The following is a 24,656-nucleotide window of genomic DNA, read 5'->3' on the forward strand; positions in this document are numbered from 1 at the left end:
GCGGCTTAGTGGCTCTTGCGGCTGGTGGCTACCGCGGCGACTGTGTCATTGAGGAGTGCCCCGTGATAGTCATCGCTGGTCCGCACATAGAGGCAGATCCGTTCGGTGCGGGCGCCGAGGCGGCGCTTCTCTATCTCGCCGTCCATACCCAGCCGGAGTTTGCGCATCGAGAGGGCACGGGCTCGGCGAATGAGCTGCAGCAGCATCAAGCGGTAAATGTCACGATGTCTCCAGGCGTCGTCTAGCCCACACAGCAAGGGTGCGTAGGTATGGCCGTGCTTGTGCGCGGCCCAGAACGCGACCGGCTGCTGCGGGCCGGCGGCGTCGGCGCGAATCCGCACAACCCCCAGCTCCCATGAGGGGTTGCACAGCATTTCGGGCAGGAGGCTGGGGGGCACCCGAAAAACGTTGATCCGCAACTTTCTTGCTGCAAGTTGTTCGAAGAGGTCATGCAGGTGCACAGTCTCCTCCGTGGTTAGTGGTGCTAGGCCGGTCCCGTGGAAGCTCACCTCGGTGTCGTCCACGTGCTCGAGAGCGGGGCGTAGCTGGTTGCGCTTCTTCTTGTCGAGCCCGGCGTACCAGGTTTTCTCGTCGGCGCCGTCGAGCGCGAGCGTGTGGGTGTCCAGGATCGGCACCTTGGCGAAGCCTTCGTCGAGCATGAAGGCGTCCATTTCGGTGTCCCCATCGGGGAAGTCGCGCAGCATGATCGTGCTCGCTTCGCAGCGCTCGGCTTCCTCTTCGGCGGCGGCCACAATCATTCGCAATGCGTCGCGCCAGGGACCGGTGCGGTCCAGATAGATGTGATTTCCCTCGGACAAGGTGGACCCGGCCATAATCACTTTGGACGTAAGGTAGTAGGGGTCTGTCGCCCGTCGCTCTTCGATCTCGCGTGACACATCCTCGGCCGAGAGCATGTCGTCTTTCGAGAGAAGCGCGGTGAGGAAAGTTGCGGAGACTACCTGCCCGGACCGATCGCGGATAACGAGATAGCGGAAACGCCAACGGTGCTCGGGCGCAGCGTTCTCGCCGCCGTAGATCGCCTCGGCCGCCGCCATCGCGTCCCAGCTGCAATGCGCTGCGTCTCCTAGAACGGCGTCCCAGGTGGCGCGATCGATCTGGTGAATTGAGGTCGCGATCTTCATCCGTAATCCGTTGCCTTCCGGCGGCGTATCCGCGACGGCTTCGCGCGGAATAGCGTTCGCGAAGTCATCGGCGAGTTGACCGTCGGCGACCCCGAAGTCGCGCAGGACCGCGGGGATATGGAAGGCCAGTCGATCGATGGCCTGGTCGATCTCAGCAAGGGTGTGTGCCGCGGTGACGCTGAGTCGAATGCCTCCGCGTTTCATCGGGACGGAAGGAAACACCGAGCAGTTCACATACAGGCCATCGTCGAGCATCCGCTTGGCGACCTCGTAGACGACGCGCGGAAGTCCGCACTGCAGGAAGAAGATCGGGGACTCATTCACGGCCATGGGTGGCAGGCCGGTATCGCACAGCCGTGTGTTGACTCGGTCCACCCCGGCCCGCAGGGCGGCTTGTCGTTCGATAATTTCGGGGCTCAGATGAATGAGCGCGGCAGCCCGGACGGCACCCATCATCGGTGGTTGCATCGGTCCGCTGAATATCAGCGGACCGCCGGTGGTCCGTACCAGATCCCGCTCTTCGGGATCGCTGAATACCAAGCAGCCTCCGCCGGCGCCAAATCCTTTGTTCAGGGAGGTGGCGATCACCACACGGTCGTTGAGTGGGAACCTGCTAAGGAAGCTGCCCCGCCCGTGGCGCCCCGCCCACGACATTCCATGGGCGTCATCGACGTAAAGCCGCACGTTGGGCGCGACGGCCAGGATCTCCTCGAGGAGCTGAGTCGGGGCCATATCGCCGAACATCGAGTACACCCCGTCGAGGCCGAACCACACCGTCCGATGACGATTCGCCAGTTGGCGGATGGTGTCACAGGCCTGGTCAAGGTGATCATGGCGGACTAGCTCCACCCGGGTCCCGCCCGCCCGGGCCTGGTTGGCGCCGAGATGGACGGAATGGTGAACCTGGTGATCGAGCACAATCGCGTCCCGCTCGTCAGCAAGAACCGGCAGGGCCGTCAGGTGCCCAAGCGTGGTGGTAGGGGTCACCAACGCGTACCCGCCGAAGAGCTCGGACAGTAGCGCCTCTACCTCTGCATAGAGCGGGTTCGAGACGTAGGCCCGCGAGCAGGAGAACTGGGTTCCGTACCGCTTTACCGCTTCGGCCACGCCATCGACAAGCGCGGGATGGAACTCCAGGCCCAGATAGGAGCACGAGGAGAAGGAGGTTACGGGTCGCCCGTCAAGAGTGATGGACCGTCCGTCAAGCTCCTCATCCTTGCTGTCGAGATGCAACAACCCGCGTCGCTTGCCGGCATCGACGACGTCCTTGATCATCCCGATGAGTTTGCTGTCCATGGTTCTTGCATCCTTGGGTGGCGGATCGGATGAACTGTCTGCGCGAGCGGACTTGCCAATTCGTGTTTGGGCTGGGGCGCTGGACAGATCCGGCGAGTCTGATCGTGCAGGTTGACGATCCGCGTCCGAGGGCATCGGGGTCAAAGGCAATTCGCCCAAACTGTGGCCAACGCCTGGGCAGCATGCCCAAGTGACCCGGCATCGCACTGTGGTACGAGCCCTGAGTTACCAATCGCCGCCAGGCTGGGGGCAGCCGGGCTAGGGACGGGCTAGGGTGAGCGCCGTGGCCGAGACCGCGCCGCTGCGGGTGCAGCTGATCGCAAAGACGGAGTTTCAGGCGCCGCGAGACGTGCCTTGGACGACCGACGCCGATGGCGGCTCCGCGCTGGTCGAGTTCGCCGGCCGGGCTTGCTACCAGAGCTGGTCCAAGCCCAATCCCAGAACCGCCACCAACGCTGGCTACGTCAAGCACATCATCGACGTCGGCCATTTCTCGGTGCTGGAGCATGCGAGTGTGTCGTTCTACATCACGGGTATCTCGCGATCGTGCACACATGAACTGGTCCGGCACCGGCATTTCTCCTACTCCCAGCTGTCGCAGCGTTACGTGCCGGAAAACGATTCGCAGGTCGTTGTACCGCCAGGGATGGAGGACGACCCGGAGCTGCGGCAAATTCTGATCGCGACCGCCGACGCCAGCCGTGCCACCTACACCGAGTTACTGGAAAGGTTGGAAGCCAAGTTCGCTGACCAACCGAATGCGGTTCTGCGCCGCAAGCAAGCCCGCCAGGCTGCCCGCGCCGTGCTCCCCAACGCCACCGAGACCCGTATCGTCGTCACCGGAAACTATCGGGCGTGGCGGCACTTCATCGCCATGCGGGCCAGCGAACACGCGGATGTAGAAATCCGGTGCCTGGCCATCGAGTGCCTCCGTCAGCTGGTCGAGGTGGCGCCGGCGGTGTTCGCAGACTTCGAGGTCACCGCCCTCGCTGACGGCACCGAGGTCGCCACCAGTCCTTTCGCGACAGAAGCCTGAGGCGCCGTAGGGGGGAAGGTGGAGGTGGCCATCGGGTCCAGCCACCGAAGCCTGAACCTCGGTTGCCGAAGGGCTTGCCGCCGCCAGGTAATCTGGACAACCGTGACCACCGTCGGATTCGACGTCCCCACGCGGCTGGGAACCGTGCTAACCGCGATGGTGACTCCGTTTGGCGCCGATGGCTCCCTCGACGTCGGCGCCGCGGCCCGACTGGCCACCCACCTCGTGGATCAGGGGTGTGACGGCCTCGTGGTCTCCGGTACCACCGGCGAGTCGCCGACCACCAGCGACGACGAGAAGCGCACGTTGTTGAGGGCGGTCTTGGAGGCGGTAGGTGACCGGGCGCGGGTTATCGCCGGCGCAGGCACCAACGACACCGCGCACAGCATCCGGCTCGCCCAGGCGTGCGCGGCCGAGGGCGCTCATGGCCTCCTGGTGGTCACCCCCTACTACTCGAAGCCGCCGCAGCGGGGGCTACTGGCGCATTTCACCGCCGTCGCGGATGCGACCGATCTACCGGTCTTGCTCTACGACATCCCGGGGCGATCCGCCATACCCATCGAGTCCGACACGATCCGCGCGTTGGCAGCACACCCGAACGTCGTCGGGGTCAAGGACGCGAAAGCGGACCTCCACAGCGGCGGACAGATCATGGCCGAAACCGGATTGGCCTACTATTCCGGCGACGACGCCCTTAACCTGCCATGGCTGGCGATGGGTGCCGTCGGTTTCATCAGCGTGATTTCGCACCTGGCTACGGGGCAGCTTCGAGAGTTGTTGTCCGCTTTCGGCTCCGGGGACGTCGCTACCGCCCGCAAGGTGAACGTCGCGCTGGCGCCGCTGTGCAACGCGATGAACCGGGTCGGTGGCGTGACGTTGGCCAAGGCGGGCTTGCGCCTGCAGGGTATTGACGTCGGTGATCCCCGACTGCCGCAGATGGCCGCCACGCGGGAGCAAATCGAGGCGCTGGCCGCCGACATGCGAGCGGCGTCGGTACTCAAGTGAGGCTCTCGAGTGAGGCCAAAGTGAGCCAAAGGATGGCCGGCAAGTGGAGTTAGAGCTCACACCACCCGGTCCTTTGGCCTCGGGCGGCCTGCGGGTCACGGCGTTGGGGGGCATCAGCGAGATCGGCCGCAATATGACGGTTTTCGAGCATCTGGGCCGGCTGCTGATCATCGACTGCGGGGTACTGTTCCCCAACCACGACGAGCCGGGTGTCGATCTGATTTTGCCGGATATCCGCCATATCGAAGACCGGCTCGACGACATCGAGGCGCTGGTGCTGACCCATGCCCACGAAGACCACATTGGTGCGATCCCGTTCCTGCTGAAGCTGCGGCCCGACATCCCGATCGTCGGCTCGAAGTTCACCCTGGCGCTGGTGGCCGCGAAATGCCGCGAGCACCGCATCAAGCCGGTATTCGTCCAGGTCGGTGAGGGACAGAGCAGCAAGCATGGTGTGTTCGAGTGCGAGTACTTCGCGGTAAACCATTCCACCCCGGACGCCCTCGCCATCGCGATCTACACCGGCGCGGGAACCGTCTTGGTCAGCGGCGACATCAAGCTCGATCAACTTCCGCTGGATGGGCGCCCCACTGACTTGCCCGGGTTGTCCAGGCTCGGGAACGCCGGTGTTGACCTGTTCTTGTGTGACTCCACCAATGCCGAGCACCCCGGCGTCGGGCCGTCCGAAAGCGAGGTCGGTCCCACGCTGCACCGGCTGATCCGCGGCGCCGACGGCCGAGTCATCGTGGCGTGTTTCGCCTCCAATGTCGACCGGGTCCAGCAGATCATCGATGCGGCAGTGGCATTGGGCCGGCGAGTGTCGTTCGTCGGGCGATCGATGGTGCGCAACATGAGAATCGCCAAGGAACTGGGTTTCTTGCGGGTCGCCGATTCTGATGTGCTCGACATCGGCGCTGCCGAAACATTGCCTCCCGAACAGGTGTTGTTGATAACGACGGGCACGCAGGGCGAGCCGATGTCGGCATTGTCTCGCATGTCACGCGGTGAGCATCGCAGCATCACCTTGACCCCCGGTGATCTCATCGTGTTGTCCTCGTCGCTGATCCCCGGAAACGAGGAGGCGGTATACGGTGTCATCGACGCCCTCTCCAAGATCGGAGCTCGCGTCGTCACCAATGCCCAAGCCCGAGTGCATGTTTCCGGTCACGCGTATGCCGGGGAGCTGCTGTTCCTTTACAACGGAATTCGTCCCCGCCACGTCATGCCGGTACACGGAACCTGGCGGCACTTGCGGGCCAATGCCAAGCTAGCCGCAAGTACCGGAGTAGCGCCGGAATCAATTCTGTTGGCCGAGAACGGTGTCAGCGTTGATCTGGTCGCCGGCAAAGCCAGCATTTCGGGTGCGGTGCCGGTGGGCAAGATGTTCGTTGATGGCTTGATCACCGGCGACGTCGGTGACATCACTCTGGGCGAGCGACTCATCCTGTCTTCTGGCTTCGTCGCGGTAACCGTGGTGGTCAAACGCGGCACTGGCCAGCCCGTGGCCGCCCCGCACCTGCACTCGCGCGGCTTCTCCGAAGATCCCAAAGCGCTGGAACCCGCAGTGCGCAAGGTTGAGGCCGAGCTGGAGACGTTGGTGGCTGCCAACGTCACCGATCCCATCCGGATCGCACAGGGGGTGCGCCGCACGGTGGGCAAATGGGTGGGTGCGACTTACCGTCGGCAGCCGATGATCGTGCCCACGGTCATCGAGGTCTGACGCGTCTGTGAAAGATCAACCACCGCTGGTCTTGTGGCGGTTGCGACGAGGGTGCTAGCTCTTCTCGGCGTAGGCCGACCACTCGAGCTGCGATGCACCGAGTTTGCGGCCGGTGTGTTCGACATAGCGCTGGACAAGTTCGTCGGGTCCGGCCTGATCCACCAACCGCCATCCATACTCGGAGAGGAAGCCCGCCACGTCGTCAGGCTGCAAGCCGAAATGCCACAGCTGCCGTCGTCGGCGCACCGATCGGTATAGCGTCCGGGTGCCATAGCGATTCGTGCCGTCGATGAAGTCCCGGCGGACGTAGGTGAACACGATGCGGCTGCCCGGAGCGGCCGCTCTCAGGCCTTCGAATGTTCTGCGAACAGCGTCTTCGGTGAGGTATTGGGTAACGCCCTCGCAGATGAAGAAGACGCGGTAGTCGGTGAGGTAGCCGTGCTCGGCCAGTGCGGTCAGCAGATCGTCATGCTCGAAGTCCACCGCCACCAAGCGAACCGACAACGGCAGTTCGCCGAGCACCCGTCGGACCGTCTTGGCCTTTCGGGCAATATTGACCGGCAGGTCTGCTTCGAAGACGGGGATGCGGACCTGCCGGGTCAACCGGTAGGCCCGTGTGTCGAACCCAGCGCCGAGGATGACCACCGCGTCGATATTGTCGAGTGCTTCGCTGAGCTTGTCGCCGACAAAGCGCTTGCGGCAGCACAGATTGACCCACAGCCCGGGCCCAGACCATTCCGACACCTTGATCAGTGCGCGCCGTAGCGGCGCGTATCGGGTCGCGCTGACGAGCCATCGCAGGGGTGCCGGCAGAAACAGGTCCGCGAGGTCGTCGTCTACGAGCCGGTGCTCGGCGGTCTCGTTTTGTTCGACGGCGGCCAAAAGCATGGGGCCGAACGCGGTCTGTGCGGCGGGATTTCGGGTCATCGGCTACCGCTTGTTCACGAAGCCCGCATCAACCGGCAGGGTGACGCCGGTAACATAGCGAGCCTGGTCGGACACCAGCCACGCCACGGCGTTGGCGATGTCATCGGGCTTTACCAACTCGACGGGCAACGCGTTGCCCAGATCCCGGGGTGCATCCGCTTCGGCTGTATCTAGCCACTGCCGGAAGAACTCGTTGTTGATCATTGGCGTGTCGACCCCGCACGGATGTATCGAATTGACCCGAATATTGTGCGACGCAAGTTGGTTCGCGTAAGCCCGCATTAGGCCGACCACGCCGTGCTTGGCGGCCGTGTAGCCAAGCGATCCGGGATCATCGCTGCCGATGCCGACCAGCCCTGCGGCTGAGCTGATCAACACGATCGAGCCGCCGTTACCCTGGGCGATCATGGTCGGTACCGCAACTTGCACGGTGTGGTAGACGCCGCTCAGATTGACGTCGATAACGTCGTTCCAGCCGTCGTCGCCCGCCCCCATCATGGCGATACCCGCATTAGCCACAACTATGTCGAGACGGTCGAACTCTTCGAGGCCAGCTTGCAACGCGGCGGACAGCGATGCGCGATCGCGGACGTCGGCCTGTCTGGCCACGATTCGGGCGCCGAAGTCCTCGACGCGCTTGACGGTGTCTGCCAGATCATCGGCAGTGCTCAACGGATAAGGCACAGTGGCGATTTGGTCGCAGATGTCCACCGCGATGATGTCGGCGCCGCCAGCCGCCAGTCGAATAGCGTGTGCGCGCCCCAAGCCGCGCGCGGCGCCGGTAATGAAGGCGGTCTTGCCTTTCAGGGGCTCGTCTAGCGGTCCGTCCGGCGGCACGTCGATCACTGACGCAGCTGTCCTTTGTCGCGATCCCCGGCTGGAATGGGCTGTAACAATTTGATGTCGGGAGCTCCGGCAAGATGCTCGCCGGCTGCGGTGAACATCGCGGTCGCCGCGGGTGCGGTGGCATGAGTCTGGAGCGCTTCGGGACTTTCCCATTGCTCGATGAAGACAAAGGTTTCGCCGGTTTCGTGGAGCGCATAGAGCTGGCAGCCAGGTTCGCTGTGCACCTCTGCGACTGTGCGCGTGAGGATATCGCGAACGATGTCGACTGATTCGGGTTTGACGTTCAATGTCGCGACGACAACGGGCATGCCAGGCCTCCTGGGTCTGCGGTGTTTATGGGACACGCGTTGGGGGATGCGGGGTTGGTGCGGCGGGAACTCAGAATGACTTTTCTCACCGCTTGTCACCCTACTCACGCGTCTCGGCGACCGACGGCGCAGAGCGTGCCGAGATGAGCGTTACCAGTGTGGCGGGTGGTGTAGATGGTGTATTTGCGACTACCCTTGCGTGCATGGCAAGCAAGACTGTTGGCCGCTCCAGTAGTCGAACGAGCAGGTCAAAGGCCACTTCGCGGGGTGCGCCACGAAGTGCGCGATCAGCTGCTCCCAAGAAGCGTCCCAGTGCTCCCAAAAAGCGTCCCAGCAAGCCCGCCAAAGCAGTGAGCAGGCCGGTCGGCCGGCGCAATCGGTCGATGCTGGTCGCTGCCGGACTCACCTGCGGCCGGGTCATGCGCGCGACGTGGCTAATGGCTGCCAAAGGCACGGGTGGCGCCGCGCGGTCGATCGGGCGGGCCCGCGACATCGAGCCCGGACATCGCCGTGACGGAATAGCGCTGGTTCTGCTCGGAGTTGCCGTGATCGTCGCGGCCAGCTCCTGGTTCGACGCGGCCCGGCCGGTGGGCGTATGGGTCGACGTGGTGCTGCGCACCCTGATCGGCTCGGGTGTTGTTGTGCTGCCGGTGGTCGCGGTGGGGGTGGCGGTAACGCTGATGCGGACCGCGCCCAACCCCGACGCGCGGCCGCGGCTGATCCTTGGTGCCAGCCTGATCGGATGCTCGTTGCTGGGCCTCTGTCACCTATGGGCGGGTTCGCCGCAAGGTCCCGAGTTGCGGCGAAGTGCGGGGGGCTTTGTCGGTTTCGTCATCGGTGGTCCGCTGGCGGACGGATTGACCGCGTGGATCGCCGCACCGTTGTTGTTCATCGGTGCGTTATTTGGATTGTTGCTGCTGACCGGAATCACCATCCGCGAAGTGCCCGATGCCTTGCGCGCGATGTTCGGCACCGGGCTATTCCAACGTGACTACGACGCCGGCGATCCTTACGAGGGTGGCGAGGGCCGCGATGCCGACCTACGGGACCTCGCGAGCGAGGACTTCTCCGACGGCTACTACGACGATTCTCATCAAGGGTCGTTCGCCGACGACGAGGCGCAGGCGTGGCCCGCTGGCGACCTCCCCGAAAACCCAGACGATGTTCCGACCACCCCGGAACCGGCGGTTGCGCGCGGCGCCGGAAAGCCCGGAAAGTCCCGAAAGAACGGTGATGATAGCCGTGGCTCCCGAAAGCAGAACACCCAGATGCTGGACCGGGTGGTCGAAGGTCCGTACACGCTGCCGTCGCTGGACCTGTTGCTAGCCGGTGACCCGCCCAAGAAGCGCAGCGCCGCCAACAGCCACATGGCTGGCGCCATCGGGGATGTGCTCACCCAGTTCAAGGTCAACGCCGCGGTTACTGGCTGCACCCGCGGGCCCACAGTCACCCGCTACGAAGTCGAGCTTGGCCCGGGCGTCAAGGTGGAGAAGATCACCGCACTGCAGCGCAACATCGCCTACGCGGTGGCCACCGAGAGTGTCCGCATGCTGGCCCCGATCCCCGGCAAGTCCGCTGTCGGTATCGAAGTACCCAACACCGATCGGGAGATGGTGCGACTGGCCGAGGTACTCACCGCGCCGGCTACCCGCCGCGACCATCATCCGCTGGTGATCGGACTGGGCAAGGACATCGAAGGGGACTTCATCTCCGCCAACCTGGCCAAAATGCCACACCTGCTGGTCGCCGGCTCTACCGGTTCCGGCAAGTCCAGCTTCGTCAACTCCATGCTGATTTCGCTGTTGACTCGGGCCACTCCGGAGGAGGTCAGGATGATCCTGATTGATCCGAAGATGGTGGAGCTGACTCCCTACGAAGGCATTCCGCATCTGATCACGCCGATCATCACCCAGCCTAAGAAGGCCGCGGCTGCGCTCGCGTGGCTCGTCGACGAAATGGAGCAGCGGTACCAGGACATGCAGGCGTCGCGGGTGCGCCACATCGATGACTTCAACGAGAAGGTGCGATCGGGCGCGATCACGGCGCCGCTTGGCAGCAAACGGGAGTACCGGCCCTATCCGTATGTCGTTGCGATCGTCGATGAGTTGGCTGACCTGATGATGACCGCGCCGCGCGACGTCGAGGACGCCATCGTGCGGATTACCCAGAAAGCCCGTGCGGCGGGCATCCACCTGGTGCTGGCTACCCAGCGCCCGTCGGTAGACGTGGTCACCGGGCTCATCAAGACCAACGTGCCGTCACGGCTCGCCTTTGCAACCTCGTCGCTCACCGATAGTCGAGTCATCCTGGACCAAGCGGGGGCGGAAAAGCTGATCGGCATGGGCGACGGGCTGTTCCTGCCGATGGGTGCCAGCAAACCGATCCGGCTCCAGGGCGCGTTCATCAGCGACGAGGAGATTCATACCGTCGTCGCCGCCTGCAAGGATCAGGCCGAGCCGGAATACACCGAGGGGGTCACTACCGCAAAGCCGTCCGGCGAGCGCACCGACGTCGATCCGGACATCGGCGACGATATGGATGTGTTCCTGCAAGCGGTCGAGCTGGTCGTGTCCAGCCAGTTCGGGTCCACGTCGATGCTGCAACGAAAGCTGCGGGTCGGTTTCGCCAAAGCCGGCCGGTTGATGGACCTGATGGAGACGCGCGACATCGTGGGGCCCAGTGAAGGGTCAAAGGCGCGTGAGGTGCTGGTCAAGCCCGATGAGCTGGCGGCGACGTTGGCGGCGATCCGGGGCCCGAACTCAGGCGCCGATCCCGACGAGGAGACCGAGTAGCACCGCCGAGCAGACACTAAGTCACACGCCGGAGGCGGCGTGGGTGCGCTTCTTGTGCTGCTCGTGCTGCTCGTGCTGCTCGTGCTGCTCGTGCTGCTCGTGCTGCTCGTGCTGCTAGAGCACTAGCAGCATCCGGGAGTTGCCCAGGATGTTCGGTTTGACATAGCTCAGATCCAAGAATTCTGCGACCCCAATGTCGTAGGAACGGCGCATCTCGTCGAATACCTCGGCAGTGACCGGCGTGCCCTCGATCTCGGTGAACCCGTGGCGGCCGAAGAACTCGGTCTCGAACGTCAACACGAACACCCGGTCGAGCTGCAGGTCACGGGCCACTTCGAGAAGCCGATCGACGATGGCGTGGCCAATACCGTGGCTGGTCACGGTGGGGTCGACCGCGACCGTGCGGATCTCGCCGAGATCGGACCACAACACGTGCAATGCCCCACAACCGACCACTTCGCCCGGCATCTCGGGGTGTTCGGCGACCCAGAACTCCTGGACGGCTTCATACAGCGTCACCAGGTTCTTTTCCAGGAGGATCTTTCCTGCATAGGTGTCGACGAGTCGCTTGATCACCGGGACGTCGGAGGTCCGCGCGCGCCGCACCATCGCGCGGTTATCCCGTCGGCTTTCGGTCACGTGTGAAACAGTATCGACATCGAAGACCGGATGAGCTGGTCAACCGTTATTCTGTTGCCGTGTCGGGCCAGCCTCAAACGAATCGATTGCCCGAGCGTGCCAGCATCGCCAACTTGGCCAATATTCTCACTTTCGTCAGGCTGGTCCTGGTCCCGATTTTCTTATTTGCCCTGTTCTACGGCGATGGTCACCATTGGACTGCCCGCGTTGTCGCCTGCGTGATATTCGCGGTCGCTTGCACGACCGATCGGTTCGACGGCCTGCTGGCCCGCAACTACGGTATGGCAACTGAATTTGGTGCTTTTGTCGATCCCATTGCCGACAAGACGCTGATCGGTGCGGCGTTGATCGGGTTGTCGATGCTCGGTGACTTGCCCTGGTGGGTCACGGTGCTGATCATGACCCGCGAGCTCGGGGTGACACTGTTGCGGTTGGCCGTCATCCGCCGCGGTGTCATTCCTGCCAGTTGGGGCGGCAAGGTCAAGACCGTGGTGCAGGCCGTGGCGATCGGGTTGTTCGTGTTGCCCCTATCGGGTGCGCTGCACATGGCGGCCGCGGTAATTATGGGCATTGCGGTTGTGCTCACAGTGGTCACCGGCATTGACTACGTTGCCTCGGCGGTCCGGGGGATTCGCCAAGCCAGGGGCTGAGCCCGGGAACCAACACCGCCGCTGTCGGCGTTCACCTGATGACGCCCGTATGAGGAAACAAAGGCGTATTGGGAAACAAAGGCGTGTTCGGAAACAAAGGAGAGCGTGATGGCGTCCTTGATGCGCGAGGTCATTGGCGACGTGCTGCGCTGGGCTCGGACCTCGCAGGGCCGGACGCTGCGCGAAGTGTCCGATGCGGCCCGGGTGAGCCTTGGGTACCTCTCGGAAGTCGAGCGCGGCCGCAAGGAACTTTCCAGTGAATTGCTCAACGCGATTTGCGCGGCGTTAGAGGTTCCCTTGTCCGTGGTGCTCACCGAAGCCGGGGATCGGATGGCGCAGACCGAGCTGAATGAGAGCGTGACCAGCGTTGCGTCGGATAGCCCGGCAACCGGTGCCACCATCGATGTCAACACCAAGGTCGTCATTCCCCAGGTGGCGTCTTGGGCGGTGGCATGATGCCCGGGGACGGAGTCGACCAGATTCGCGCTGACCAGTTAAATTGAGCGGCAGGATAAGCGCTAGGTCAGTCCGCGGCCCATGCGGGTCGATCCGACATACAAGAAGCGAAGGCGGAGCTCACTGATGGCCAATCCGTTCGTCAAAGCGTGGAAGTACCTCATGGCGCTGTTCAGCTCCAAGATTGACGAGCATGCCGACCCGAAAGTGCAGATTCAGCAGGCCATTGAGGAGGCGCAGCAGACCCACCAGGCGCTGACGCAACAGGCCGCGCAGGTGATCGGCAATCAACGGCAACTGGAGATGCGGCTCAACCGGCAGCTGGCGGACATCGAAAAGCTGCAGGTCAACGTTCGTCAGGCGCTGACATTGGCCGATCAGGCCACCAGCGCCGGCGACGTAGCCAAAGCCACCGAATACAACAACGCGGCGGAGGCGTTCGCCGCCCAGCTGGTGACTGCTGAGCAGAGCGTCGAAGACCTCAAGGCGTTGCACGACCAAGCGCTCGGTGCGGCAGACCAAGCCAAGCAAGCCGTTGAACGCAACGCGATGGTGCTGCAGCAAAAGATCGCCGAGCGCACCAAGCTGCTCAGCCAGCTGGAACAAGCGAAGATGCAGGAGCAAGTCAGCGCATCGCTGCGATCGATGAGCGAACTGGCTGCGCCGGGCAACACGCCAACCCTCGACGAGGTACGCGACAAGATCGAGCGGCGCTACGCCAATGCGATCGGTTCGGCCGAGCTCGCCCAGGGCTCCGTGCAGGGCCGCATGCTCGAAGTCGAGCAGGCCGGTATCCAGATGGCCGGTCATTCTCGGCTGGAGCAGATCCGCGCGTCGATGCGTGGTGAGGCGTTGCCGGCCGGAGGCTCGGCCAGCCCGGCCGCGCCTGCTACCGAGGCCTCACGCGGCTCGATTACCGAGAAGCCTTTCGGGCAGTAGCAAGGCGGGACGGTCGACGATGGCAGTGGAGCCGGGGCAGCGCGGGCGGTGGCGCGCGGTGCTCCGGCGCGGCTACCAGCGTGGTATGGACACCGCCGCGGACCTGTCCGGTCTGGTTGTCCAAAAGATTAGTGCGGCAGCCGATCCGCGAGCTCGGTTGCTTCGGCGTCGTCGCCGGGCGCTGCGGTGGGGTCTGGTATTCAGCGCCGGGTGTGTGTTTTGGGCAGTAGTGACGGCGTTGCTGGCGGCCTGGGGTTGGTTCGTGTTGCTGCTGGTGGTCACCGGCACCATAGCGGTCTTACAGGCTATTCCCGCAACGTTGTTGCTCTTTCGCTACCGTTGGCTGCGCTCGGAGCCGTTGCCAGCGCCGCGGCAGTCCAACGCGCGTCGGCTGCCACCAGCGGGTTCGGCGGCGCGCCCCGCAATGTCTGCCCTTGGCGCCTCCGAACGGGGCTTCTTCTCGCTGCTCGGTGTCATCGAGCGCGGTGCGATGCTGCCAGCAGCCGAAATCCGTGATCTGACGGCCGCGGCCAACCAGACCTCTGCGGCGATGGTGGCCACCGCGTCGGAGGTGGTGTCCATGGAGCGGGCGGCGCAGCAATCCACGTCATCACGTTCGTATCTGGTGCCCACCATCAACGCATTCACCGCGCAGCTGAGCGCCGGCGTCCGTCAATACAACACAATGGTCACCGCCGCAGCACAATTGGTCTCATCGGCAAACGGTGATGCTGGCCGAGGAGCCGCAGTGGGTGCACAGCAGCGCTATCGCGCGGAGCTGGTGGGTGCCACTGATCGTCTGGTCGGCTGGGCGCAGGCCTTCGACGAACTCGGCGGCTTGGCGCACAGCTAGTCGTGGGCTTACGAGGCTAGAACGTGGCCCGCAGCGACGGCAGCACTAATCCCGCCAGACCGCGCAGGGTCGCTTTGAACATGTCGAAGAAATCGAAGTAGTCCCGCCACAGCGTGATCCGCCCATCGTGCACTTCGAACACGCCGCAGACCCAGAACTGAAGCCGCAGGGGACCGAAGATTAGCGCGTCGCTGCGCTCGTTGAGCACGGCAGCGCCATCGGCGGCGCTCCGGTGGATCTTCACCTCGAACGCGGCGCGGCCCTCCATCCGGCGGAACAGCTGCATTGTCCGGTGACGGCCGCGGATGGTCGGCAGTCCGACGTTTTCGTAGACGAGGTCGTCGTCGAGTGCGGCGTCTGCGGTTTCGAAGTCCGCATCCTGCAGGGCGTTCAGGAATCCCTCGACCGTGCGGATGTTCTCAACCGATGTCTGAGCTAGCTCTGTCATGGTTGTCAGCGTACGGCTGGGGCGCTGTGGCAGGGTAGGGCCGATGCGCGTTGCCGTGGTCGCCGGGCCGGATCCCGGGCATTCGTTCCCCGCGATCGCGCTGTGCCGCCGCTTTGTCGAAGCCGGTGACACGCCCACTCTGTTGACGGGGGTGGAATGGCTGGATGCGGCCCGCGGAGCCGGCATTGACGCTATTGAGCTGGACGGGCTCGCTGCCACTGACGACGACCTCGACGCTGGCGCGCGGATCCACCGGCGCGCCGCGCAGATGGCGATCCTCAACGCGCCACAGCTGCGCCAATTGGCGCCGGATTTGGTGGTGGCCGACGTCATCACCGCCTGTGGTGGTATGGCTGCGGAGCTGTTGGGGATCCCGTGGGTCGAGCTGAATCCGCATCCGCTGTATCTGCCGTCCAAAGGATTGCCGCCGATCGGCAGTGGTCTGGCACCGGGCACCGGCATCCGTGGTCGGCTGCGCGATTCCACCATGCGAGCGTTGACGGGGCGGTCTTGGCGCGCTGGCCTGCGGCAGCGCTCGGCCGTCCGGGTGCAGCTGGGGCTGCCCGCCACCGACCCCGGGCCGCTGCGACGGCTCATCGCTACGCTGCCCGCCCTGGAGGTTTCCCGTCCGGACTGGCCGGCCGAAGCCGTGGTCGTAGGCCCGTTGCACTTCGAGCCGACCGACCAAATATTGACCATCCCCTCCGGTCCCGGGCCGGTGGTGGTCGTCGCTCCGTCCACCGCGCTGACCGGAACCATCGGACTAGCCGAAGTGGCGCTGGAGTGCTTGACGCCGGGAGACACGCTTCCACCGGGATCGCGCCTAGCGGTGTCGCGGCTGAGCGGAGCGGATCTGACGGTGCCACCGTGGGCGGTGGTTGGGTTGGGCAGCCAGGCCGAGTTGTTGACGCATGCCGACCTCGTGATCTGTGGCGGCGGACACGGGATGGTGGCCAAGACGCTGATGGCCGGCGTGCCCCTAGTGGTGGTTCCTGGCGGCGGGGATCAATGGGAGATGGCCAACCGGGTGGTACGGCAGGGCAGCGCCCGGCTGATTCGCCCGTTGACGGCCGAAGCCTTGGTGGCCGAGGTCAACACTGTGCTGTCGGCGCCGCCGTATCGTGAGGCCGCCCAACGCGCTGCCGTGAGCATTACCGGAGTTGCCGATCCGGTGCAGGTGTGCCACGAAGCACTCGCGCTCGCCGGGTAATCAGCTGGGTATCTTGGCGGGTGTGCGGTTAACGGAGTTCAACGAGCGGGTTGTCCTGCGATTCGGCGCTGCGTACAGCTCGTCGGTGCTGGTCGATCACGTGTTGACCGGCTTTGACGGCCAGACGGCTGCCCAGGCCATTGAGCAGGGCGTTGAGCCTCGTGACGTGTGGCGGGCACTATGCGTTGACTTCGACGTGCCACGCGATCAGTGGTGAGCGTTTCGTGCTGGCTAGAGCGGGCAGTCGCCGCATTTTCCCGCACCGGGCAAGCGGTAGAAGAGGCAACAACTATTGCGGGTGAAGCCTAGGTCGGCGCCGGTTATCGTGCCGGATCCGGTCAGTCTGCCGGTCCCCAACAGCGAACTGGTTGTGGTGGCGATGGGCTGGCGCAGGTCCGGTCGCGCCGCCAGCAGGGCCTTCGACGATCCGACGAGGGCAGACGCGATGTTGCCGTAAAGCAGACCGGGCGCGAGCTTGACCCGCAGACCGGCCGCGAGAGGTTCCAGATGTTGCTGCACGACAACGCGGTACAGCAAGTCCGCGATGGGTGAGTCGGCCTCGACGGGTTCTCCGACGGGTTCGGGTAGGCGTAGCTGCGCCCCGTCGTCGGCGCGCTGTAGATCGCTGAGGTCTGGGATGACGCCGTGGCCCAACGCGCAGGCGAGAACCGGTGACCACAGCCGGGCGGCATGGCCGAGGTGGACCAGGGAGGCGCGGACTCGTAGCTCGGTCGTGCGGTAGCGCGCGGCGGTGGCCTCGATCAAGTCCGCATGGCCGGTGGCGTAGGACTGACCGACGGGATGCCATCCTGTTGCGTCGCCGCCGACGGCCAGCGCGAAAAACCCTCCATAGGAGGAGATTTCGGACAACTCCACGCAGATGTTCATGTGCTCTTCGAGAGGTGATACTGCCACACGCGGCGTGTCGAACTTGAATCGAACAAGTGTTCGGCTACTGTGGGGACCATTCGGAGATCTCAACTTGTCGGTGGTCGTCTCTAGTGTCACGGCCAACCGACCAATACCGGTCATCGAACACCGACTACAGGAGAAGCGCCATGACGCAAGCCCCCGACCGCGAGAAGGCTATCGAACTGGCAATGGCCCAGATCGAGAAGAGTTACGGCAAAGGGTCGGTGATGCGCCTCGGGGACGAGGTACGCCAGCCGATTTCGGTCATCCCGACCGGTTCCATCGCACTGGACGTCGCTCTCGGCATCGGCGGATTGCCGCGTGGCCGGGTGGTAGAGATATACGGCCCGGAGTCCTCGGGCAAGACCACTGTGGCACTGCATGCGGTGGCCAACGCCCAGGCCGCCGGCGGTGTCGCGGCGTTCATCGATGCCGAGCATGCGCTGGATCCCGAGTACGCCAGGAAGCTCGGGGTCGACACCGATTCCCTGCTGGTAAGCCAGCCGGACACCGGTGAACAGGCGCTCGAGATCGCGGACATGCTGATCCGCTCGGGTGCGCTCGACATTGTGGTGATCGACTCGGTGGCCGCGCTGGTGCCGCGCGCGGAACTCGAAGGCGAGATGGGGGACAGTCACGTCGGTCTGCAGGCCCGGCTGATGAGCCAGGCGCTACGGAAAATGACCGGCGCACTGAACAACTCGGGCACCACGGCGATCTTCATCAACCAGCTCCGCGACAAAATTGGAGTGATGTTCGGGTGCATGAACTATTCGACTCGAGTCACACTTGCTGATGGCACGACCGAGAAGATCGGCAAGATCGTCAATAACAAGATGGACGTCGAAGTGCTGTCCTATGACCCGGGGACGGACCGAATAGTGCCTCGCAAGATAGTCAACTGGTTCAATAACGGGCCGACCGAACAGTTCCTTCAGTTTACCGTCGAGAAGTCCAGCGGTAATGGTAAGTCGCAGTTTGCGGCGACACACAACCACCTCATTCGAACACCAGGTGGCTGGACAGAAGCCGGTGATCTCATCGCCGGTGACCGTGTGCTGGCCGTCGAGCCGCATTTGCTTAGTGACCAGCAGTTTCAGGTAGTGCTGGGATCGCTCATGGGTGATGGGAACCTCTCATCCAATCGGCGTGACCGCAACGGAGTTCGTTTCCGGCTGGGGCATGGTGTCCAGCAGGTGGAGTACTTGCGGTGGAAGACCGCGTTGATGGGCAACATCGGTCATACGGTGCGCGAAAATGCCAAGGGCGCCAGCTTCGTCGACTTCACCCCGCTCCCAGAGCTCGCCGAACTACAGCGCGCGGTCTACCTCGAAAATGGCAGGAAGTTCTTTTCGGAGGAGTATCTCAAGGCGCTGACACCGCTGGCTCTGGCTATCTGGTATATGGACGACGGTTCATTCAGCTTGCGTTCCAAGGGGGTACAGGAGCGTACCGCTGGTGGCAGTGGTCGCATCGAGATCTGCGTCGAGGCCATGACCGAAGGCACACGTATGCGGTTGTGCGGCTATTTGCGTGATACATACGGCTTGGATGTGCGGATGCGATATGCCGGCTCAGCAAACAAGGCGGTGCTGGTGTTCTCTACCGCTGCCACGGCAGCGTTTCAAGAACTGGTTGCGCCATATGTGGCCCCGACCATGGAGTACAAGCTGTTGCCACGGTTCCGTGGTCGAGGCACGGTCACGCCACAGTTCGTCGAACCCACGCAGCAGTTGGTGCCCGCGCGGGTCCTCGACGTGCATGTCAAGCCGCCCACCCGGTCAATGAACCGGTTCGATATTGAGGTCGAGGGCAATCACAATTACTTCGTCGACGGAGTGATGGTGCATAACTCGCCCGAAACGACAACCGGTGGAAAGGCGCTGAAGTTCTATGCGTCGGTGCGCTTGGACGTGCGGCGAATCGAGACGCTCAAGGACGGCACCAATGCGGTCGGCAACCGCACCCGGGCCAAGATTGTGAAGAACAAGGTGTCGCCACCGTTCAAGCAGGCTGAGTTCGACATCCTCTACGGCCGAGGTATCAGCAGGGAAGGCTCGTTGATAGACATGGGTGTCGATCAGGGCTTCATCCGCAAGGCCGGTGCCTGGTTCACCTACGAGGGCGAGCAGCTTGGCCAGGGCAAAGAGAATGCCCGCAACTTCCTGATCGAGAACGCCGACGTGGCCGACGAGATCGAGAAGAAGATCAAAGAAAAGCTCGGTATTGGTGCAGTGGTGACTGATGACTCCGCGCATGACGGCGTCTTGCCCGCCCCCGTCGACTTCTGAGCGCGAGGAGCAGGCGCGGGCGTTGTGCCTGCGTCTGCTCACCGCGCGGTCACGGACCAGGGCCGAATTGCGCGGCCAGCTGGCCAAACGCCGATACCCGGACGACATCACTAACCGGGTATTGGATCGGCTGGCTGCCGTCGGCCTCGTGGACGACACAGAGTTCGCCCAACAGTGGGTGTCGTCGAGGCGGGCGAACACCGGAAAGAGCAAACGCGCGCTGGCCGCCGAGCTGCACACCAGGGGAGTCGACAATGACGTGATCACCGCGGTGCTGGATGGGATGGATGCCGGTGCCGAGCGATCGCGCGCTGAGCAGCTGGTACGCGCAAGGCTGCGGCGGGAGGCGCTCAGCGAGGATCGCAAGGACGAGGTGCGGGTGAGCCGCCGGTTGGTAGCAATGCTCGCGCGCCGCGGATATAGCCAAGACGTGGCGTGCCAGGTGGTCGCCGCCGAGCTGGCCGCCGAACGGGAGCGGCGCCGAGTCTAGGGATTCTGCTGGTGGTAGTCCATCAGCACCTCGGCGATCACCTTCCGGGCGCGGTGAGCGAGCATCGGGTTGGTGTCCTGGTAATAGGGGAGCTGAATCGCCGCGATGGACAATGCCCATCCGCGGCCTCGGTTCCAACTCGCTGGGTCGGCTGCAAGGGCGGTGCGGAATGCGTCGCGGGCAGCCGCAGGGAACAACTCCCAGGCGACGCTGAAATCGCACGCCGGATCGCCCACGCCCACGCCGCCGAAGTCGATGACACCGGCAAGCCTGCCCTGCTGGAACAGCAAGTTGCCGGATGACAGATCGCCGTGAATCCAGACACCCGGCCCTTGCCACGGCGCCGCCCGCAGGGCAGCTTCCCACGCCGCGATCGCAGCTGCGGTGTCAACCTCGTCGCTAAGTTCCGCGATCGCTTTCCGGGTGGCCGCATCTCGGGCAGCGAGCGGGACGCCGCGGAAGAAATTGTGCACACCGGGAGCCGGCCCGCCCGCCAGGTCGATTCGGTGCAGCGCTGCCACGAACGAAGCGAGGTCGTGCGCCACCTGCTGAATATCGGTAATGCCACCCGGGTCGAGGGTGTGCCCCTCGAGCCAGTCGTAGACCGACCAGTGCCACGGATAACCCTCGCCGGGCTTCCCCAACGCCAGCGGTGCTGGGATGGACAGCGGCACCAGCTGCGCCAAGCGGGGTAACCACTGGTGCTCCTTGTGCACTTGGCCGCTGGCCGAGGGCGTTCGGGGTAGCCGTACGCACAACCCGGTACCAAGCCGGTAAATCGCGTGGTCGGTGCCCGCGGACTCCACGCGCGCCAACGGAAGCTCTGACCACCGCGGGAACTGCGCGGCGAGCAACCGAGCAACCATCGTGCTGTCGACGGCCGCTTCGTCACCATGCATCATCGTTCTGCATCGATACCATCAATCCACGTGCCCAGGGGTCAATCCGGCAGGCCAGACGTCGGCTCGCCGCCGGTACCATGGCCCCGTGACTTCGACCATGCCGCGCAACGCCCCGACACCGGGCGTCGCGAACGAGCGTTCTGCGATGTCGCCATCCGCCCACCTGGTGCCTGCGCGGACCTACCAGGTGCGGACCTACGGCTGCCAGATGAACGTCCACGATTCCGAGCGGCTGGCCGGCTTGCTTGAAGAGGCCGGCTATCAGCGTGCGGCCCACGATGCTGAGGCCGATGTGGTCGTCTTCAACACCTGCGCCGTTCGGGAGAACGCCGACAACAAGCTGTACGGCAACCTCAGCCACCTGGCGCCGCGCAAACGCAGCAACCCGGACATGCAAATCGCGGTCGGCGGTTGCCTGGCCCAAAAAGACCGCGACACCGTGCTGCGCAAGGCGCCGTGGGTCGATGTCGTTTTCGGGACCCACAACATCGGCTCACTGCCCACGCTGCTCGACCGGGCCAGGCACAACAAGATCGCGCAGGTGGAGATCGCCGAGGCGCTGCAGCAGTTTCCGTCATCACTGCCGAGTGCCCGCGAATCCGCCTATGCTGCTTGGGTTTCCATTTCAGTCGGGTGCAACAACACCTGTACGTTCTGCATCGTCCCGGCGCTGCGGGGCAGGGAGGTCGACCGTAGTCCGGCGGACATCCTGGCAGAGGTTCGGTCCCTCGTCGACGCTGGCGTGCTCGAGGTCACTCTGCTCGGGCAAAACGTCAATGCCTACGGGGTCTCGTTCGCCGACCCTGAAATGCCCCGCAATCGGGGCGCTTTCGCCGAGCTGCTGCGGGCGTGCGGAGGCATCGACGGGCTGGAACGGCTCCGGTTCACCTCTCCACACCCAGCCGAGTTCACCGACGACGTCATTGAGGCGATGGCGCAGACGCCGAACGTGTGCCCAGCCCTGCACATGCCGCTGCAGTCCGGGTCGGACCGAATTCTGCGCGCGATGCGGCGGTCGTATCGGGCAGAGCGGTATCTCGGAATCATCGAGCGGGTGCGCGCGGCCATGCCGCACGCCGCCATCACCACCGATCTGATCGTGGGATTTCCCGGAGAGACCGAAGAGGACTTCGCCGCGACCCTTGATGTGGTGCGTCAGGCGCGGTTCTGCGCCGCATTCACCTTCCAATACTCGAAGCGCCCCGGGACCCCGGCGGCCGAACTCGGGGGGCAGCTGCCGAAAGCCGTCGTCCAGGAGCGCTACGAGCGCCTGGTCGCGCTGCAGGAGCAGATCTCGCTGGAAGAAAACAGGGCCGTCGTCGGACAGACGGTCGAACTGCTGGTCGCCACCGGTGAAGGGCGCAAAGACAACCGCACAGCGCGGATGAGCGGGCGGGCGCGTGACGGCCGGCTGGTTCATTTCGATGCCAGCCTGTCCGATGCCGGTTTGGTCGGTGATCAGGACCGACAAGTGCGTCCCGGCGACATCATCACCACGGTGGTCACCGACGCGGCGCCGCATCACCTCATCGCGGACGCGGGCGTCCTCACCCACCGTCGCACTCGTGCCGGTGATGCGCACGCCGCAGGACAGCGGCCCCGTGATGTCGGTCTCGGAATGCCCGGTGTCGGTCGGCCCATCAGCACGATCGAGCCCCTTGGATGCAGCCGATGAATCACGACGGTAGTGCCGAGAACTTTGACGAGTTCCGCACCGATATCGAAGCGGTGGAGCGCCGCGTTGCCCAAGAAATTGACCCTGGCGCACGAGCTCTCGTAGTCGCGATCTTGGTGTTCGTGCTCTTGGGGTCGTTTGTCTTACCGCACACCGGCAGTGTGCGCGGGTGGGATGTGTTGTTCAGCAGTCACGGGGCGGGGGCGGCTGCAGTGGCGCTACCCTCGCGGGTCTTCGCCTGGTTGGCGCTGGTATTCGGCGTTGGTTTCTCGATGGTCGCGCTGATGACGCGGCGCTGGGCCTTGGCCTGGGTGGCGCTGGCGGGTTCGGCGCTGGCCAGTGGCACCGGGCTCTTAGCCGTCTGGTCGCGCCAGACCGTGGCGCCGGGCAATCCGGGTCCGGGGGTCGGGCTTTTCGTGGCGTGGCTCACCCTGATCGTGTTGACGTTTCATTGGGCGCGTGTGGTGTGGTCGCGAACCCTCGTGCAACTGGCAGCCGAAGAACAACGTCGCCGGGCCGCCGCACAGCAACAGACCATGACGCTGCTGGACAGGTCGCAAACCAACCCCGAAAAGTCCGAGACCCCCGATGTACCCGAGGCCGGTACACCGCCGAACTCGGGCAGTGAACGCTAGGGTCTGCGGGTCAGCGCGTCAGCGGCGGCCGCGGCCCACTGCCGCCACTGCTCGGCCTTAGCCTTTGCTTCCTCAGCATCTTTGGTTCGCCCAGCCGCGGCCGCTTTGGCTGCCTGCTGTTCGAACTGCTCGGCCCGTGTGCGGAATTGTTCGGCGCGGGCCTGCGCCTGAGGGTCGGCCCAGTCCACTTCACTGGCGTCACGCACCTTCTTCTCGACGGCGCGCAACCGGCGCTCCAACTCGGCTGAACGTTCGCGCGGCACCCGACCAGCCGCATCCCATCTCTCGGCGATCGACCGCAGCGTCGCTCTGGCGGCATCAATGTTGGTGGTGTCGAGCTTTTCCGCCTCCGCCAGCAACGCTTCTTTCGCTGTAGCGTTGGCGCGTAGTTGGGCATCTTTTTCCGCGGTCGCGGCGTTGCGCGCTGTGAAGAAGGAATCCTGCGCTGCTTTGAAGCGGTGCCACAGGGCGTCGTCCACTTCTCGGCTCGCACGTCCTGCCGCTTTCCACTCGGTGAGGAGTTTGCGGAATTCGGCGCTGGTGGTCGTCCAATCCGTCGACGCGGCCATCTCCTCGGCCCGCTCGCAGAGGCGTTCTTTCGCTTGCCGGACGCTGGATCGCTCACGATCCAGCTCAGCGAAGTGGGATCCCCGTCGGCGGTTGAAGGTTTCCCGTGCCGTCGAGTAGCGCTTCCACAGCGCGTCATCGACCTTTCGATCCAGACCGCTGATGGTCTTCCATTCGGTGAGGATGTCCCGCAGCCGGTCGCCGGCGGCCTTCCACTGGGTCGAGTTGGCGGCTAGCTCCTCGGCTTCGGCGGCCAGCGCCTCCTTACGGGCGGTCTGACCCGCGCGATGCTCTTCGCGCCTGGAGCGGTCCGCGGCGGCGATGACCTCCGCGCGCCCACGGACATTTGTCAACCGGTGTGTAAGCGCGTCGACATCGCCCAGCACGCACGCCGTCGGCAACGTTTCGGCCAGGGCGTCTGCATGCGCCTTGATTTTGTCTGGGTCGCCGGTCCCCGTGGCAAGCCGCTCGTCCATCAGGGTGATCTCGGTGCTCAAGTCCTCGAATCGACGGCCGAAATGGGCAAACGCGGCTTCGGGGTCGCCAGCTTGCCAAGAGCCGACGATGCGCTCGCCGGCTTCGCTGATGAGCCACACTGTGCCGTCGTCGTCGACACGTCCGAACCGGCGCGGGTCGCTGGCCGGCGGCGGTGGCACCAGGTGCGTAGGCGGTCGTGGCATTGGTCGCGGACCGGGACGGGGTCCCGGACGCGGCGCCTGCGCGGGTGCGGGCTCCGAAATTGGCTGTGCAGATTCGCTGCTTTGAGGCTCGTCCGCTGTCATGTACGCGTCACCTGACCTTTGCAAACCCTTCGCGCGGCGACATCCCGCGCACCTGCCGCGCACGGCGGCATCTCTTCGGCCGGGAGGGCTGGTGCGGTCAAAGCCACCAGGATCTCCTCACCATTTCCACACCGT

23 protein-coding genes are annotated in these 24,656 nt (G+C 64.5%); 14 read left to right on the forward strand and 9 right to left on the reverse strand.

Features of this window, described 5'->3' with window-relative positions:
- Positions 1-5 precede the first annotated feature (5 nt).
- Entirely contained in the window at positions 6-2,438 is a 2,433-nt protein-coding gene (locus F6B93_RS07910; RefSeq protein ID WP_211698604.1) for a bifunctional aminotransferase class I/II-fold pyridoxal phosphate-dependent enzyme/GNAT family N-acetyltransferase, read from the reverse strand.
- 283 nt (positions 2,439-2,721) lie between these two features.
- On the opposite strand from F6B93_RS07910, the gene thyX reads away from it, so the two are divergent.
- From thyX to F6B93_RS07925, 3 genes are all read left to right on the forward strand, one after another.
- A complete protein-coding gene (gene thyX / locus F6B93_RS07915) occupies positions 2,722-3,474 on the forward strand; it encodes an FAD-dependent thymidylate synthase (protein ID WP_211698605.1) in 753 nt (250 codons plus the stop codon).
- Between the two features lie 102 nt (positions 3,475-3,576).
- Entirely contained in the window at positions 3,577-4,479 is a 903-nt protein-coding gene (gene dapA, locus F6B93_RS07920) for a 4-hydroxy-tetrahydrodipicolinate synthase (RefSeq protein WP_211698606.1), read from the forward strand.
- A gap of 43 nt (positions 4,480-4,522) precedes the next feature.
- Complete coding sequence (locus tag F6B93_RS07925; protein ID WP_211698607.1) at positions 4,523-6,199, forward strand: ribonuclease J; 1,677 nt, start codon at positions 4,523-4,525, stop codon at positions 6,197-6,199.
- A gap of 54 nt (positions 6,200-6,253) precedes the next feature.
- On the opposite strand, the gene F6B93_RS07930 is transcribed toward F6B93_RS07925, so the two are convergent.
- The 3 genes from F6B93_RS07930 to F6B93_RS07940 are packed head-to-tail and all read right to left on the reverse strand — an operon-like array spanning position 6,254 to position 8,280.
- On the reverse strand, positions 6,254-7,126 hold the full coding sequence (locus tag F6B93_RS07930) for an SAM-dependent methyltransferase (RefSeq protein ID WP_211698608.1): 873 nt from the start codon (positions 7,124-7,126) through the stop codon (positions 6,254-6,256).
- A 3-nt stretch (positions 7,127-7,129) separates the two neighbouring features.
- On the reverse strand, positions 7,130-7,963 hold the full coding sequence (locus tag F6B93_RS07935) for a mycofactocin-coupled SDR family oxidoreductase (protein ID WP_211699341.1): 834 nt from the start codon (positions 7,961-7,963) through the stop codon (positions 7,130-7,132).
- A gap of 5 nt (positions 7,964-7,968) precedes the next feature.
- Entirely contained in the window at positions 7,969-8,280 is a 312-nt protein-coding gene (locus tag F6B93_RS07940) for a putative quinol monooxygenase (RefSeq protein ID WP_211698609.1), read from the reverse strand.
- Positions 8,281-8,423: 143 nt separating this feature from the next.
- On the opposite strand from F6B93_RS07940, the gene F6B93_RS07945 reads away from it, so the two are divergent.
- Positions 8,424-11,072, forward strand: a complete 2,649-nt coding sequence (locus F6B93_RS07945) for a DNA translocase FtsK (protein WP_211698610.1) — start codon at positions 8,424-8,426, stop codon at positions 11,070-11,072.
- Positions 11,073-11,186: 114 nt separating this feature from the next.
- Here the strand turns inward: F6B93_RS07945 and F6B93_RS07950 are convergent, their stop codons facing one another.
- Positions 11,187-11,711 (reverse strand): amino-acid N-acetyltransferase, encoded by a 525-nt coding sequence (locus F6B93_RS07950; protein ID WP_211698611.1) that lies wholly within the window; start codon positions 11,709-11,711, stop codon positions 11,187-11,189.
- Between the two features lie 59 nt (positions 11,712-11,770).
- Between F6B93_RS07950 and pgsA the strand changes: the two genes are divergently transcribed.
- The 4 genes from pgsA (at position 11,771) to pspM (ending at position 14,609) form a co-directional block, all read left to right on the forward strand.
- Positions 11,771-12,361: a CDP-diacylglycerol--glycerol-3-phosphate 3-phosphatidyltransferase gene (gene pgsA, locus F6B93_RS07955; RefSeq protein WP_211698612.1), complete on the forward strand. Its 591-nt coding sequence runs from the start codon at positions 11,771-11,773 to the stop codon at positions 12,359-12,361.
- 108 nt (positions 12,362-12,469) lie between these two features.
- Positions 12,470-12,817: a transcriptional regulator ClgR gene (gene clgR, locus F6B93_RS07960; RefSeq protein ID WP_211698613.1), complete on the forward strand. Its 348-nt coding sequence runs from the start codon at positions 12,470-12,472 to the stop codon at positions 12,815-12,817.
- 126 nt (positions 12,818-12,943) lie between these two features.
- The gene (gene pspA, locus F6B93_RS07965; protein ID WP_211698614.1) at positions 12,944-13,756 is read left to right on the forward strand and encodes a phage shock protein PspA; all 813 of its coding nucleotides are present in this window, start codon (positions 12,944-12,946) and stop codon (positions 13,754-13,756) included.
- A 19-nt stretch (positions 13,757-13,775) separates the two neighbouring features.
- Entirely contained in the window at positions 13,776-14,609 is an 834-nt protein-coding gene (gene pspM, locus F6B93_RS07970; protein ID WP_211698615.1) for a phage shock envelope stress response protein PspM, read from the forward strand.
- A gap of 16 nt (positions 14,610-14,625) precedes the next feature.
- On the opposite strand, the gene F6B93_RS07975 is transcribed toward pspM, so the two are convergent.
- Positions 14,626-15,057 (reverse strand): limonene-1,2-epoxide hydrolase, encoded by a 432-nt coding sequence (locus F6B93_RS07975; RefSeq protein WP_211698616.1) that lies wholly within the window; start codon positions 15,055-15,057, stop codon positions 14,626-14,628.
- A gap of 43 nt (positions 15,058-15,100) precedes the next feature.
- Between F6B93_RS07975 and F6B93_RS07980 the strand changes: the two genes are divergently transcribed.
- Together F6B93_RS07980 and F6B93_RS07985 are read left to right on the forward strand one after the other, a co-directional pair.
- On the forward strand, positions 15,101-16,267 hold the full coding sequence (locus F6B93_RS07980) for a glycosyltransferase (RefSeq protein WP_211698617.1): 1,167 nt from the start codon (positions 15,101-15,103) through the stop codon (positions 16,265-16,267).
- Positions 16,268-16,289: 22 nt separating this feature from the next.
- Positions 16,290-16,484, forward strand: coding sequence for a DUF3046 domain-containing protein (locus tag F6B93_RS07985; protein WP_425518509.1), 195 nt, complete (start codon positions 16,290-16,292; stop codon positions 16,482-16,484).
- Positions 16,485-16,498: 14 nt separating this feature from the next.
- Here F6B93_RS07985 and F6B93_RS07990 read toward each other — a convergent pair whose 3' ends face one another.
- A complete protein-coding gene (locus tag F6B93_RS07990; RefSeq protein ID WP_211699343.1) occupies positions 16,499-17,155 on the reverse strand; it encodes a (2Fe-2S)-binding protein in 657 nt (218 codons plus the stop codon).
- A 170-nt stretch (positions 17,156-17,325) separates the two neighbouring features.
- Between F6B93_RS07990 and recA the strand changes: the two genes are divergently transcribed.
- Both recA and recX read left to right on the forward strand, forming a co-directional pair.
- Positions 17,326-19,470 (forward strand): intein-containing recombinase RecA, encoded by a 2,145-nt coding sequence (recA, locus tag F6B93_RS07995; RefSeq protein ID WP_211698618.1) that lies wholly within the window; start codon positions 17,326-17,328, stop codon positions 19,468-19,470.
- A complete protein-coding gene (recX, locus tag F6B93_RS08000; RefSeq protein WP_211699344.1) occupies positions 19,436-19,960 on the forward strand; it encodes a recombination regulator RecX in 525 nt (174 codons plus the stop codon). The genes recA and recX overlap by 35 nt, the downstream gene beginning before the upstream one ends.
- Here the strand turns inward: recX and F6B93_RS08005 are convergent.
- Complete coding sequence (locus F6B93_RS08005; protein WP_211698619.1) at positions 19,957-20,859, reverse strand: aminoglycoside phosphotransferase family protein; 903 nt, start codon at positions 20,857-20,859, stop codon at positions 19,957-19,959. The two genes, recX and F6B93_RS08005, sit on opposite strands and share 4 nt — an antisense overlap.
- Before the next feature lie 148 nt (positions 20,860-21,007).
- Between F6B93_RS08005 and miaB the strand changes: the two genes are divergently transcribed.
- A complete protein-coding gene (miaB, locus tag F6B93_RS08010) occupies positions 21,008-22,537 on the forward strand; it encodes a tRNA (N6-isopentenyl adenosine(37)-C2)-methylthiotransferase MiaB (RefSeq protein ID WP_211699345.1) in 1,530 nt (509 codons plus the stop codon).
- Positions 22,525-23,172: an Rv2732c family membrane protein gene (locus F6B93_RS08015; protein ID WP_425518510.1), complete on the forward strand. Its 648-nt coding sequence runs from the start codon at positions 22,525-22,527 to the stop codon at positions 23,170-23,172. Before miaB ends, F6B93_RS08015 begins: the two co-directional genes overlap by 13 nt.
- Here F6B93_RS08015 and F6B93_RS08020 read toward each other — a convergent pair.
- A complete protein-coding gene (locus tag F6B93_RS08020) occupies positions 23,169-24,521 on the reverse strand; it encodes a DUF349 domain-containing protein (RefSeq protein WP_211698621.1) in 1,353 nt (450 codons plus the stop codon). The genes F6B93_RS08015 and F6B93_RS08020 overlap by 4 nt on opposite strands.
- Between the last annotated feature and the right edge of the window lie 135 nt (positions 24,522-24,656).

The organism is Mycobacterium spongiae, assembly GCF_018278905.1.
GTDB lineage: Bacteria > Actinomycetota > Actinomycetes > Mycobacteriales > Mycobacteriaceae > Mycobacterium > Mycobacterium spongiae.

Excerpts from the sequence above, each read along its gene's own strand:
- F6B93_RS07910 (WP_211698604.1), bottom strand. The coding sequence starts at position 2,438 with ATGGACAGCAAACTCATCGGGATGATCAAGGACGTCGTCGATGCCGGC.
- F6B93_RS07930 (WP_211698608.1), bottom strand. The coding sequence starts at position 7,126 with ATGACCCGAAATCCCGCCGCACAGACCGCGTTCGGCCCCATGCTTTTG.
- F6B93_RS07940 (WP_211698609.1), bottom strand. The coding sequence starts at position 8,280 with ATGCCCGTTGTCGTCGCGACATTGAACGTCAAACCCGAATCAGTCGAC.
- F6B93_RS07945 (WP_211698610.1), top strand. The coding sequence starts at position 8,424 with ATGAGCGTTACCAGTGTGGCGGGTGGTGTAGATGGTGTATTTGCGACT.
- clgR (WP_211698613.1), top strand. The coding sequence starts at position 12,470 with ATGGCGTCCTTGATGCGCGAGGTCATTGGCGACGTGCTGCGCTGGGCT.
- pspA (WP_211698614.1), top strand. The coding sequence starts at position 12,944 with ATGGCCAATCCGTTCGTCAAAGCGTGGAAGTACCTCATGGCGCTGTTC.
- pspM (WP_211698615.1), top strand. The coding sequence starts at position 13,776 with ATGGCAGTGGAGCCGGGGCAGCGCGGGCGGTGGCGCGCGGTGCTCCGG.
- F6B93_RS07975 (WP_211698616.1), bottom strand. The coding sequence starts at position 15,057 with ATGACAGAGCTAGCTCAGACATCGGTTGAGAACATCCGCACGGTCGAG.
- F6B93_RS07980 (WP_211698617.1), top strand. The coding sequence starts at position 15,101 with ATGCGCGTTGCCGTGGTCGCCGGGCCGGATCCCGGGCATTCGTTCCCC.
- F6B93_RS07990 (WP_211699343.1), bottom strand. The coding sequence starts at position 17,155 with ATGAACATCTGCGTGGAGTTGTCCGAAATCTCCTCCTATGGAGGGTTT.
- recA (WP_211698618.1), top strand. The coding sequence starts at position 17,326 with ATGACGCAAGCCCCCGACCGCGAGAAGGCTATCGAACTGGCAATGGCC.
- recX (WP_211699344.1), top strand. The coding sequence starts at position 19,436 with ATGACGGCGTCTTGCCCGCCCCCGTCGACTTCTGAGCGCGAGGAGCAG.
- F6B93_RS08005 (WP_211698619.1), bottom strand. The coding sequence starts at position 20,859 with ATGCATGGTGACGAAGCGGCCGTCGACAGCACGATGGTTGCTCGGTTG.
- miaB (WP_211699345.1), top strand. The coding sequence starts at position 21,008 with ATGTCGCCATCCGCCCACCTGGTGCCTGCGCGGACCTACCAGGTGCGG.
- F6B93_RS08015 (WP_425518510.1), top strand. The coding sequence starts at position 22,525 with ATGCAGCCGATGAATCACGACGGTAGTGCCGAGAACTTTGACGAGTTC.
- F6B93_RS08020 (WP_211698621.1), bottom strand. The coding sequence starts at position 24,521 with ATGACAGCGGACGAGCCTCAAAGCAGCGAATCTGCACAGCCAATTTCG.